Raw genomic sequence first — 12248 nt, 5'->3', positions numbered from 1 at the left:
GCGGCCGGGGCGCCTGTTTCTCACCCGGTCGCAGGAGGTACCCGGTGGGCGCGGTGGCGGGCCCCGCCGCCGCGTGCCAGCGTGGCCGGAAGCCGACACAGCTGCCGACAGAGGCGAGGACGCGTCATGGAACGACCCAGAGTCCTGATCGTGGGCGGCGGCTTCGCCGGGGTGGAGTGCGCGCGGGGCCTGGAGCACGGCCTGTCCGCCGAGACGGCCGAGATCGTGCTCGTCACGCCCAACAACTACGAGCTGTACCTGCCGCTGCTGCCGCACGTCGCCGCCGGAGTGGTGACCCCGCAGTCGATCGCGCCCTCCCTGCGGCGCATCCTGCGCCGGACGCGCCTGGTGCCCGGCGGGGTGATCGGCATCGACACCGCGGCGAAGGTCTGTGTCGTACGGCTGATCACGGGCGAGACCACCGACATCCGCTACGACCGGCTGGTCCTGACCCCCGGCAGCATCACCCGCACGTTCGACATCCCCGGGCTGACCGATCACGCGCGGGGCATGAAGACGCTGGCCGAAGCGGCGTACATCCGGGACCACGTCATCGCCCAGCTCGACATCGCGGCGGCCTCGACGGACCCGGAGGAGCGGGCGGCGCGGCTCCAGTTCGTCGTCGTCGGCGGCGGGTACGCGGGCACGGAGACCGTCGCCTATCTGCAGCGGCTCACCAACGCGGCCGCGCGGCGCTATCCGCGCCTGGACCCCACCCAGATCAAGTGGCACCTCATCGACATCGCGCCGAAGCTGATGCCCGAACTGGGCGACCGGCTCGGGCGCAAGGCGCTGGAGCTGATGCGGCAGCGCGGTACGGAGGTGTCGCTCGGCGTCTCGGTCGCCGAGGTGACCGAGGACCGCGTGCAGTTCACGGACGGGCGGGTGCTGCCGTGCCGGACGCTGATCTGGACCGCGGGCGTGGCGGCCAGTCCGCTCATCGGCACCCTCGGGGCGGAGACGGTGCGGGGCCGGCTCGCCGTCGACGCCGATCTGTCCGTGCCGGGCATGGCGGACGTACTGGCCTGCGGTGACGCCGCGGCCGTCCCGGACCTGACGAAGGGCGCCGGCGCGGTCTGCCCGCCCACCGCGCAGCACGCCCAGCGGCAGGGCAAGCACGCCGCGCGCAACATCATCGCCGATCTGCGCGGCGTGCCGCGCTCGCCGTACCGGCACAAGGACCTCGGGCTGGTCGTGGACCTCGGCGGGATCGACGCGGTGTCCAAGCCGCTGGGGTACGAGCTGACCGGGCTGCCCGCCCAGGTCGCGGCGCGCGGCTACCACCTGATGGCGCTGCGCACCGGCGTCGCCAGGTTCCGTACCGTGGCGAACTGGCTGATCAACGCGACCGCCGGGGACGACTTCGTGCGGACCGGCTTCCAGGCCGAGAAGCCCGCGACGCTGCGCGACTTCGAGCGGACCGATGTCTATCTCTCGCCGGAGGACGTACGGGAGCGGCTGGCGGCGCGCGGAACCGGGTGAGCGCGGGCGCGCACGCGGGGCACTCCGGGCCTGGGGCCTGGGGCCTGGGGCCTGGGGCCTGGGGCCTGGGGCCTGGGGCCTGGGGCCTGGGGCCTGGGGCCTGGGGCCTGCGGAGAGGGTGCAGCGACTCGGGGAGTCAGCGGCTCAGGGGCTCCGCCCCGGCTCCGGTCCCGCCGGACTCGCCCGCTTCTGCGGCCTCCTCGGATTCCTCGGCCTCCGCCGTGCCGGGCGGCAGGTCGCGCGCGCCGAGGCGCAGGTGCTCGATGTGGTAGACGGCCTCGTCGAGGAGCTGGGCCACATGCGTGTCGTACAGGCTGTAGACGATCCGGCGCCCCTGGCGGCAGCCGGTGACCAGACCCAGCGCGCGGAGCAGCCGCAGCTGGTGGGAGACCGCCGACTGCTCCATGCCGACCGCCTCGGCCAGCTCGCCCACCGGGCAGGGTCCCTGGCGGAGCCGGGTGAGGATCATCAGTCTCGACGGGGTGGCCAGCGCCTGGAGGGTGGCGGCGATGGTCGCGGCGGCGTCCGCGTCCAGATGCGCTGCCGGTGTGGTCCTGCCGTCGACTCCATGTCCCATACGCCTCATCGTATCTTCGGTAACACTTGAAGACGTCTTCATGTATTCGGTTATGGTGTGCGGGTTCCGCTCCCTCCCCGCACAGAGGTATCGATGACATCCACGTCCAGTCACGGCCGTACGCAGCTGCCACCGACCGCATCCGCCGACGCGCCCACGCCGGCCCCGGCCGCCGCACCCGCCCCTGAACCGACGGCGGCGACTCCCCCGCCCCACCTGCCCCGCCCGCGCCGCACCCGCCTCCTCGCGCTGCCCGAGGTGCGCTGGGCCGCCCTCTCCGCGCTCGCCTTCCTGCCGGCCTTCCTCCTCGATCTGGCGGGCGCCCCGGCCTGGGCGTGGGGGCCGCTGTACGCGGTGTGTTACGCGGCCGGCGGCTGGGAGCCCGGCCTTGCGGGCCTGCGGGCGCTGCGCGAACGGACCCTGGACGTCGACCTGCTGATGGTCGTCGCGGCGGTCGGCGCCGCGGTCATCGGGCAGTTCCTCGACGGCGGCCTGCTGATCGTGATCTTCGCGGTCTCCGGTGCCCTGGAGGCCCTGGCCACCCGGCGCACCGAGGACTCGGTGCGCGGCCTGCTCGACCTCGCGCCCTCCACCGCCGTACGGCTGGCGGACGACGGCCGGGAGGAGACCGTCGAGGCGGTCGCGCTGCGGGTCGGCGACACCGTGCTCGTACGCCCCGGGGAGCGGCTGCCCGCCGACGGCACGGTGCTGGACGGCGCGAGCGAGGTGGACCAGGCCACCATCACCGGCGAACCGCTGCCGGTGGACAGGGCGCCGGACGACGAGGTGTTCGCGGGGACGCTGAACGGCACCGGCGCGCTGCGGGTACGGGTCGACAAGGACGCCTCCGAGTCGGCCATCGCCCGCATCGTGGCCATGGTCGAGGAGGCGGGCCGGACCAAGGCGCCCACCCAGGTGTTCATCGAGAAGGTGGAGCAGCGGTACTCCGCCGCGGTGGTGGCCGTGACCCTCGCGCTGTTCGCGCTGCCGCTGCTCTTCGGCGCGGACTTCACCGCGACCCTGCTGCGGGCGATGACGTTCATGATCGTGGCGTCGCCGTGCGCGGTCGTGCTGGCCACCATGCCGCCCCTGCTGTCCGCGATCGCCACCGCCGGGCGGCACGGCGTCCTGGTCAAGTCGGCCGTGGCGATGGAGCGGCTGGGGGCCGTGACGCGCGTCGCGATGGACAAGACCGGCACGCTCACCGAGGGCGCGCCCCAGGTGGCCGGGGTACGTCCGCTGGGCGGCACGGACGGGGCGCGGGCGCTCGCGCTCGCCGCCGCGGCGGAGCGGACCAGCGAGCATCCGCTCGCCCGCGCCGTGGTCGCCGCCGCGCGGGAGCGTGGCCTGCCGGTGCCCGGCGCACGCGAGTTCTCGTCCATGCCGGGACGGGGCGTGCGCGCCGTGGTCGAGGGGCGCGCGGTGCAGGTCGGCAGCCCGGCCGCGCTTCTGGGCGCGGAGGCGTCCGGGAGCGGTGAAGGGATCGCAGACGAAGGGCACGCAGACGAAGGAACCGCAGCGGAAGGAACCGCAGCGGAACGGCTGCGCGAAGCGCGCGCCATCGCGTCGGAGACGGAGGCCGCCGGGCTCACCGCGGTGGCCGTGGTGGCGGACGGTACGCCCCTCGCCGTCCTGGCCGTCACCGACCGCCTGCGCCCCGGCGCCCCCGAAGCCGTGGCCCGCCTCCACCGCCTGACCGGGGCCGGGACCGGGGCCGGAACCAGGACCGGGACCGGGACTGGGGCCAGGACCGGCGCCGCACCCGCAGCCCGAACCCACCCCGAATCCCCCGTCACCCTGCTGACCGGCGACAACCCCCGCGCCGCCCGCCGTACGGCCGAGGAGTGCGGCATCACGGACGTACGGGCCGGGCTGCTGCCGCAGGACAAGGTGGCCGCCGTCCGGGACTGGCAGGACGCCGGGGCGAAGGTGCTCATGGTCGGCGACGGGGTGAACGACGCCCCCGCGCTGGCGGCCGCGCACAGCGGTGTCGCCATGGGCCGGGTGGGGTCCGACCTGGCGCTGGAGACCGCCGACGCGGTGGTGGTGCGCGACGAGGCCGGGGCGGTGCCGACGGTCGTCGCGCTCTCGCGCCGGGCGCGCCGGCTGGTGGTGCAGAACCTGGTCGTCGCTTCCGTGTGCATCGGCGCGCTGGTCACCTGGGACCTGGCCGGGCAGCTGCCGCTGCCGCTGGGCGTACTCGGGCACGAGGGCTCGACCGTCCTCGTCGGGCTCAACGGGCTGCGGCTGCTGCGCACGGCGGCCTGGCGGCGTGCCGCCGAGGCCTGAGAGGCGCGCGGGCCCGGTGCGCGCCCCCGTCGCACCCCCTCCCCCACCGGCGTCCGGCGCGCCGATCAAGGAATCAGTTGACCTCAACATTGGTTGAGGTCATAGCTTCTGGCATATCGCCGGTCGCCACGGCCCGCGATCGATCCCGTGCCGACCACGCCGCCCTGGAGGACCGCGATGGACATGGAAGTCACCGCCTGGCATTCGCTGCACAGCACCATGAACGCGCAGCGGGACCGGCGCCCGTTCTCCCGCTCGACCCTGCGGCGCATCGTCGCCTTCGCCCGGCCGCACCGCCGCCGGATCGCGTGGTTCCTGGTGCTGAGCACGGTGACCGCCGCGCTGGCGGTCGTCACCCCGCTGCTCGCGGGCCGGGTGGTCGACGCCATCGTCGGCGGCGGCGCGGCCTCGACCGTCGCGGCTCTCTCCGGGCTGATCGCCGCCATCGCGCTCGCGGAGGCGGGACTCGGCCTGCTGACCCGCTGGCTGTCGGCGAGCCTGGGCGAGGGACTGATCCTGGACCTGCGGACCACCGTCTACGACCACGTGCAGCGGATGCCGATCGCCTTCTTCACCCGTACGCGGACGGGCGCGCTGGTCAGCCGCCTGAACAACGATGTGATCGGCGCGCAGCGGGCGTTCAGCGACACGCTGTCCAGCGTGGTCGCCAACGTCGTGACGCTGCTGCTGACGCTCGGGGTGATGCTGAGCCTGTCGTGGCAGATCACGCTGATCGCGCTGGTTCTGCTGCCGGTGTTCGTGCTGCCCGCCCGCCGGGTCGGCCGCCGCCTGGCCGGGCTGCGGCGGGAGGCCGCCGACCACAACGCCGCGATGGGCACCCAGATGACCGAGCGGTTCTCCGCGCCGGGCGCCACCCTCGTCAAGCTGTTCGGCCGCCCGGCCCGCGAGTCCGCGGAATTCGCCGCGCGGGCCCGGCGGGTACGGGACATCGGGGTCCGTACCGCCATGGTCCAGACGTACTTCGTCACCGCGCTCACCCTGGTGTCCGCCCTCGCCCTGGCCGTCGTCTACGGACTCGGCGGCTTCCTGGCGCTGCGCGGCCACCTCGAAGCGGGCGCGATCGTCTCGCTGGCCCTGCTGCTGACCCGCCTGTACGCGCCGCTGACGGCGCTGTCCGGCGCGCACACCGAGGTGATGAGCGCGCTGGTGAGCTTCGAGCGGGTCTTCGAGGTGCTCGACCTCAAGCCGCTGATCGAGCAGCGGCCGGACGCCCGCGCGGTGCCGGACGGGCCGGTGTCGGTGGAGTTCGACGCGGTGCGCTTCGGCTACCCGTCCGCCGACAAGGTCTCCCTCGCGTCCCTCGAAGAGGTGGCGTCCCTGGACACCCGGGGCGGCGCCGAGGTGCTGCACGACGTCTCCTTCCGGGCCGAGCCGGGCCAGATGGTCGCGCTGGTCGGCTCCTCGGGCGCCGGCAAGTCGACGATCGCGCAGCTGCTGCCGCGGCTGTACGACACGGACGCCGGCGCCGTACGGCTCGGCGGCGTGGACGTGCGCGACCTGACCGCCGACTCGATCCGCGACACCCTCGGCATGGTGACCCAGGACGGGCACCTCTTCCACGAGACGATCCGCGAGAACCTGCGACTGGCCAGGCCCTCGGCGGCCGAGGACGAACTGTGGGACGCGCTGCGCCGCTCCCGCCTGGACGGCCTGATCGCCTCACTGCCCGACGGCCTGGACACGGTGGTCGGCGAGCGCGGCTACCGGCTCTCCGGCGGTGAACGGCAGCGGCTGACCATCGCCCGCCTGCTGCTGGCCAGGCCGCGCGTGGTGATCCTGGACGAGGCCACCGCCCACCTGGACAACACCTCCGAAGCGGCGGTGCAGGAGGCGCTGTCCGAGGCCCTGGAGGGCCGTACGTCCGTGGTCATCGCCCACCGCCTGTCGACCGTACGGGCCGCCGACCTGATCCTGGTGGTCGAGGACGGGCGGATCGTCGAGCGCGGCACCCACGACACGCTGCTCGCGGCGGGCGGCCGGTACGAGGAGCTGTACCGCACGCAGTTCGAGCAGGCGCAGACCTCCGCGGAACGGGCGGTGCGCGAGGCGGCCGGGCAGGCCCCGGCGCACTGACCGGCCGTCCACGCCCTGTCCCGGGCCCCCGCCCCTCGGCGGGGGCCCGCGCCCGTACGCGCGACGGGGCCGGACGGCCGTATCACCGACGCGCACCGGCCCTTGGCGGGGACCCGCCCATGCCGAACACTGAGGCGATGACCCAGCGCGTGGAACACACCACTGTCATGGACCGCCTCGCCATCGACGACCTGGTCACCGGCTACGCGATCGCCTTGGACGACGGCGACTGGGCCGCCTACCGGGCCCTGTTCGTCCCCGAGGGGCACGTCGACTACCGCTCGGCCGGCGGCATCGCGGGCCGCGCCACCGACGTCGCGGACTGGCTCGCCGAGATGATGCTGCGCTTCCCCGTACGCCAGCACCTGATCGTCAACCGGCGGATCGGCATCGAGCTGCGCGACGGCGGCGCGCCCGGCGACACGGCCACCGTGCAGGCGGACTACCTCAACCCGATGCACCTCGCGGACCCGCACGACACGCCGCCCGGCAAGGCCGCGGGCGCGTCGGCCGCCCCGAACTACACCTGCGCGGGCCGCTATGCCTTCGCCGCCCGCCGCGCCGCCGACGGCTGGCGGCTGAGCGAGGTCGTCGTCCACGAGAAGTGGCGCCGGCTGCTCCCGGCGGCGATCTGACGGGGACGCCCCGCCTGCTGTCCATGATCGGCCGACGCGCGCACACTGGATGCTGCGATCCGGTGGAGGGAGCGGTATGCGGGAGTCGGCCGACTGGTGGGTGAAGGGGCTCGCGTCGCCCTGGGGACGCGGCGCCGCGGCGCTCGCGGCCGGCGCGCTGCCCGCACTGGCGTTCCCGGCGCCCGCCCTGTGGTGGCTGGCCTACGTCGCCCTCGTCCCCTGGCTCCTCCTGGCGCGCTCGGCCCGTACGAACCGCCGGGCGGCGCTGGACGGCTGGCTCGGCGGCGCCGGGTTCATGCTGGCGGTCCACCACTGGCTGCTGCCGAGCCTGCACGTGTTCATCCTCGTGCTGGCGGCGCTGCTCGGCCTGCTGTGGGCGCCCTGGGGCCTGCTCGTACGGGCGCTGCTGCACGGGACGCCGACCGCGCGCCGGTGCGCGGCGTCCCTCGTCCTCGTACCGTCCGGCTGGCTGCTGGTCGAACTGGTCAGGTCCTGGGAGTACTTGGGCGGCCCCTGGGGCCTGCTCGGCGCCAGCCAGTGGCAGGTTCCGCCCGCCCTGCGGCTCGCTTCCATCGGCGGGGTGTGGCTGCTGAGCCTGCTCATCGTCGCGGTGAACACCGCGCTCGTCCTGCTCGTCGCGGTGCCGCGGGCCCGTGTCCCGGCCGTGGCGGGCCTCCTCGTGTGCGCGGTCGGCGGCACCGCGGCCTGGCTGTGGGCGCCGGTGCCGCGGGCGGCCGGCACGGTCCGGATCGGTGCCGTCCAGCCGGGCGAAGTGGCGGGCGCCGACGCGCGGATAGCGCGCGGCGAGGCGCTGACCCGCTCGCTGGCCGGGCGCGGCGTCCAGCTGGTGGTCTGGGGCGAGAGCAGCGTCAACCGCGACCTGACCCGGAGCCCGGCCATGGCGGCCCGGCTCGCCGCGCTCTCCCGGGACGTTGGCGCGGACCTGCTGGTCAACGTCGACGGGCGGCACGCCGGACAGCCCGGCATCTACAAGAGTTCCGTGCTGGTCGGCCCGCAGGGCGCGACGGGCGACCGCTACGACAAGATGCGGCTGGTCCCCTTCGGCGAGTACATCCCGCTCCGCTCCGTACTGGGCTGGGCGACGCACGTCGGCAAGGCCGCCGACCAGAACCGGATGCGCGGCACCCGGCAGGTGCTGATGCCCATCGGCTCGGCAGGCGGGCTGCGCGTAGGGCCGCTGGTGTGCTTCGAGTCGGCGTTCCCGGACATGAGCCGCCGACTGGCGCACGACGGCGCGCAGCTGCTGGTCGCCCAGTCCTCCACGTCCACTTTCCAGGACAGCTGGGCGCCCGCGCAGCACGCCTCGCTGGCCGCGCTGCGCGCCGCCGAGACCTGGCGGCCGATGACGCACGCCACGCTGACCGGCGTCAGCGCGGTGTACGGGCCGCGGGGCGAGCCGGTCGGCGGCCGGCTCGGCACCGAGCGCGGCGGGGCGGCCGTGTACGACGTCCCGCTGGCCGCGGGCACCAGCCCGTACGTGCGCCTCGGCGACTGGGCGCTGTACGGGGCGATACTGGCGCTCGGTACCTACGCGGTGGCGGCGGGGGTGCTGCGGCTGCGGCGCGGGACGTACGGTGCGGGGCGGAACCGGTAGCCCCGCCCTTCACGCGTACAGCCTCAGGCCCCCTGCGCCAGCGCCTCGCGGACCACCCGCTCGCACAGCTCGTGCGTACGCAGCGCGTCCTCGGCCGGGACGAACCGGCCCGCCCGCACGTCGTCCAGGAAGCCGAGCACGATCTGCTCGATACCGCGCTGCCGGGCCACCGGCACCCAGTCCCCGCGCCGCCGCACGCTCGGCTGTCCCTTGTGGTCGATGACCTCGGCGAGATTGACGACCTGGCGCTTGGTGTCCTGCCCCGACACGTCCAGGATCTCCTCCGTGGAACCGCTGAGGCGGTTCATGCTGCCGATGGCGCTGAAGCCGTCGCCAGAGAGGTGGAGCACCACGTGGTGCATCAGGCCGTCGCGGATCTTCGCCCGTACGTCCACGTGCTCGACGGTGCCGGGCGCCAGGAAGCGCAGCGTGTCGACGACGTGGATGAAGTCGTCCAGGACCAGCGAACGCGGGTCCTCGGGGAGGCCCACCCGGTTCTTCTGCATCAGGATCAGGTCGCGGGGGTGCTCCAGGCACTGGGCGTACCCCGGGGCGTGGCGGCGGTTGAAGCCGACCGCCAGACTGACGCCGCGCTCCTCGGCGAGCCGCACGATGCGCTCGGTCTCGGCCAGTTCGTACGCGATCGGCTTGTCGACGTAGGTCGGCACCCCGGCCTCGACGAGACGGGTGACGATCTCCGGGTGCGCGGTGGTGGGCGCGTGCACGAAGGCGGCGTCCAGGCCGGCCGCGAGCAGGCCGTCCAGGTCGGTGTGGCACTGTGCGGCGGGCAGGCGATACGTTCCGGCGACCCGCTCCAGGGTGGCCGGGGTACGGGTCTGGAGGTGCAGCTCGACACCGGGGCGCGCGCCGAGCACCGGCAGATACGCCTTCTGTGCGATGTCGCCGAGTCCGATGCAGCCGACCTTCACGCGTACTCCCTGGGTTGCGCCGCCGCCCCGGGCCGCCTGCGCGGACCGGCGCTGCGGGTGTGCCGATGATGCCGCCCGCCCCGATGCCGTACGGACATCGCGCCGGGCGCGCCGGTGGTGTGCCCGGCGCCCCGGAAGCATACGTGCCGGGCGGCGGGCGCCCGTCGGCGATGCCGCCGGGAGCGCGCGACGCGGGGTGCCGGATGTTCCGGGAACGGTGTAGGGGCGGGGCGGGCGGTGGGCGGCGGAGTGGGTGCGGGGGGCGGCGGAGTGGATGTCGTCTGCGGCTGCGCCGTTGTGGCCGTGCCGTGCCCGTGCCGTGGTCGGGCGCTCGGCAGCGGCCGCCCCCGGGGTCAACGCCACGCGGGAGCGTTCACCCCTGCGGGTCTTTCCCAAAAGGGCCCGTGATCGGCAGAGTTGGCCGGTGTTCCGTATCCCCGCAGCGGCGGTCTTCGCGGTGACGACGGCCTTCGTCACGACCGGATGTGTCACCGTCGTCCACCGTCCGGCCCCCGAGAGCCTCCTGCCGCGCCCCGCGCTGCCCGCCCCTTCCGTGGAGCCCATCGGCCCGGAGGTCAGCCGGCCTCCGGCGCGCGGGCGGCCGACCACACCGTCCGGAGCCGACGCGGGGCAGCCCGCACCGGCCCGTCCGCCCGCGTCCGGCGGCCGGCGGGCGCAGCCGCAGCGGCCGGCGCCCCCGGCGACGGGCAAGGGTGAGGGGCGCGGGCAGGGCGCCGCCAGGGGCGTACGGGACAAGTCCAAGGCCCCCGGCACCCGCCGGTACGGGCCGCCCTGGCAGCGCTCCGGGGACCGCCGCCCGGCCGCCCCGGCCCCCGGCCTGTGCGAGCTGGCCCGCGACTACGGGCACTGGCAGGACGACGACAGCGCCGACGCCCTCTGCCGCCACGTCTACGGCGACTGACCGGCTACGGCGACCGGTCCCCCGCGGGACCCGCGCCGCCGTCACCGCCCGCCCGGCTGCCGGTGACCCGCACCCCGAGCCGTTCGATCGCCTGTCGTACGCCCCGGCCGTACTCGTCGTCGGCCAGTGCCGCCGCCGTCGCCCGGGCCCGGTCCAGCTGGGCGCGGGCCTCGGCGGGGCGGCCGAGGACGGCGTAGTCGGCGGCGAGGCGCAGGTGGAGGGACGGCAGCAGCGCCGCCAGCGCGAGAGAGCTGCCGGGCGAGCGCGACGACCGGGGCCGGGGCCGGGATCGGGCTTGGTTTCGGGCGCTGTCCGCGTCCCGGTCCCGGTCTCGGTCCCCGTCCCGGCTTCGGTCCCCATCGCCGTCTCGATCCCGGTCCTCGTCTCGGCTTCGGTCCCCGTCCCGGCTCCGATCCCAATCACCGTCCCGATCCCGATCCCCGTCCCGGCTCCGATCCCAATCACCGTCCCGATCCCGATCCCCGTCCCGGCTCCGATCCCCATCGCCGTCTCGATCCCGGTCCCGGTCCTCGTCTCGGCCCCGGCCCCGATCGCCGTCCCGGCCCGCGTTCCGCTCCCCCTCCCCCTCCGTCGTATGTGCCGCGTCCGCCTCCCACGCCGTTTCCAGCGCGGTGAGGTCCCAGTCCAGCTCGGCGGCCGGGTCGTCCTGCGTGTCGGCGAGGTAGTGCGCGAGCGTGCAGCGGTGGAGCGGGTCGCCGTCCGGCCCGACCTCGGCCCACAGCTGCGCGAGGCGGTTGCGGGCCTCCTCCCGGTCGCCGCCCCGGTGCAGCATGACCGCCTGCCCGATGCGGGTCAGGACGATGTCACCGCCCGCCTTCGCACGCTGCTCGTCCACCACCGCACACTCCCGCGCTCGTCCGCCGCCCTGCCACGGCCTGCCTGCACCGACGCTAACCGGCGGCGGGCCGGACCGCGCGGTGTGCGCGGCACGCCGCGGCTCCCGGCTCAGCCCAGGTCGGGGATGCGCCAGTCGATCGGGGTGTGGCCCTGCGCGGCGATGGCCTCGTTTATCCGGGTGAAGGGCCGCGAGCCGAAGAACTTCTTCGCGGACAGCGGGGACGGGTGCGCGCCCTCCACGACCGCGTGCCGCTCGGTGTCGATCAGCGGCAGCTTCTTCTTCGCGTAGTTGCCCCAGAGCACGAACACCGCCGGGTCCGGCCGGGAGTCCACCGCCTTGATCACCGCGTCGGTGAACTTCTCCCAGCCCTTGCCCTTGTGCGAGTTCGCTTCGCCGGCCCGCACCGTCAGCACCGCGTTCAGCAGCAGCACGCCCTGCCGGGCCCAGGGCATCAAGTAGCCGTTGTCCGGGACCGGGTGGCCCAGCTCCTCCTTCATCTCCTTGTAGACGTTGCGCAGCGACGGCGGGGTCCGGACACCGGGCCGCACGGAGAAGCACAGGCCGTGGCCCTGCCCCTCGCCGTGGTACGGGTCCTGGCCCAGGACCAGCACCTTCACCTGGTCGTACGGCGTGGCGTCGAGGGCCGCGAAGACCTCCTCGCGGGGCGGGTAGACCGGCCCCTTCGCCCGCTCCTGCTCGACGAACTCGGTGAGGTCCTTGAAGTAGGGCTTCTCCAACTCCTCGCCGAGGACGCCGCGCCAGGACTCGGGCAGCATGTCGGTCATCACTGAGCAACCTCCGGTGTGCGATCCGTTCTCGGCAACGAACTTACCGGCGACCACTGAC

9 protein-coding genes and 1 pseudogene are annotated in these 12248 nt (G+C 74.7%); 6 read left to right on the top strand and 4 right to left on the bottom strand.

Annotation, left to right across the window (positions count from 1 at the left end):
- The first annotated feature begins 126 nt into the window (after positions 1 to 126).
- Positions 127 to 1482, top strand: a complete 1356-nt coding sequence (locus tag ACFV57_RS23605) for an NAD(P)/FAD-dependent oxidoreductase (RefSeq protein WP_385235596.1) — start codon at positions 127 to 129, stop codon at positions 1480 to 1482.
- Between the two features lie 136 nt (positions 1483 to 1618).
- Here the strand turns inward: ACFV57_RS23605 and ACFV57_RS23600 are convergent, their stop codons facing one another.
- The gene (locus ACFV57_RS23600; protein ID WP_385235593.1) at positions 1619 to 2059 is read right to left on the bottom strand and encodes an ArsR/SmtB family transcription factor; all 441 of its coding nucleotides are present in this window, start codon (positions 2057 to 2059) and stop codon (positions 1619 to 1621) included.
- A gap of 93 nt (positions 2060 to 2152) precedes the next feature.
- On the opposite strand from ACFV57_RS23600, the gene ACFV57_RS23595 reads away from it, so the two are divergent.
- The 4 genes from ACFV57_RS23595 (at position 2153) to lnt (ending at position 8692) form a co-directional block, all read left to right on the top strand.
- A complete protein-coding gene (locus ACFV57_RS23595) occupies positions 2153 to 4348 on the top strand; it encodes a heavy metal translocating P-type ATPase (RefSeq protein WP_385235590.1) in 2196 nt (731 codons plus the stop codon).
- Between the two features lie 177 nt (positions 4349 to 4525).
- Complete coding sequence (locus ACFV57_RS23590) at positions 4526 to 6442, top strand: ABC transporter ATP-binding protein (protein ID WP_385235587.1); 1917 nt, start codon at positions 4526 to 4528, stop codon at positions 6440 to 6442.
- Positions 6443 to 6579: 137 nt separating this feature from the next.
- A complete protein-coding gene (locus ACFV57_RS23585; protein WP_385235584.1) occupies positions 6580 to 7077 on the top strand; it encodes a nuclear transport factor 2 family protein in 498 nt (165 codons plus the stop codon).
- A 76-nt stretch (positions 7078 to 7153) separates the two neighbouring features.
- Positions 7154 to 8692 (top strand): apolipoprotein N-acyltransferase, encoded by a 1539-nt coding sequence (gene lnt, locus ACFV57_RS23580; RefSeq protein ID WP_385235581.1) that lies wholly within the window; start codon positions 7154 to 7156, stop codon positions 8690 to 8692.
- Positions 8693 to 8715: 23 nt separating this feature from the next.
- On the opposite strand, the gene ACFV57_RS23575 is transcribed toward lnt, so the two are convergent.
- Positions 8716 to 9621, bottom strand: a complete 906-nt coding sequence (locus ACFV57_RS23575) for a Gfo/Idh/MocA family protein (protein ID WP_385235578.1) — start codon at positions 9619 to 9621, stop codon at positions 8716 to 8718.
- A 424-nt stretch (positions 9622 to 10045) separates the two neighbouring features.
- On the opposite strand from ACFV57_RS23575, the gene ACFV57_RS23570 reads away from it, so the two are divergent.
- Positions 10046 to 10543, top strand: coding sequence for a hypothetical protein (locus ACFV57_RS23570; RefSeq protein WP_385235575.1), 498 nt, complete (start codon positions 10046 to 10048; stop codon positions 10541 to 10543).
- Positions 10544 to 11120: 577 nt separating this feature from the next.
- On the opposite strand, the pseudogene ACFV57_RS23565 reads toward ACFV57_RS23570, so the two are convergent.
- Positions 11121 to 11399, bottom strand: a pseudogene (locus ACFV57_RS23565) (hypothetical protein); the annotation flags it as partial.
- 110 nt (positions 11400 to 11509) lie between these two features.
- A complete protein-coding gene (locus ACFV57_RS23560; protein ID WP_385235573.1) occupies positions 11510 to 12187 on the bottom strand; it encodes a uracil-DNA glycosylase in 678 nt (225 codons plus the stop codon).
- Between the last annotated feature and the right edge of the window lie 61 nt (positions 12188 to 12248).

The sequence above is a fragment of the Streptomyces sp. NPDC059788 genome (assembly GCF_042732265.1).
Classification (GTDB): domain Bacteria; phylum Actinomycetota; class Actinomycetes; order Streptomycetales; family Streptomycetaceae; genus Streptomyces.
Note: the sequence above shows the minus strand (reverse complement) of the source record. Positions and strands in the feature narration are given on the sequence as shown.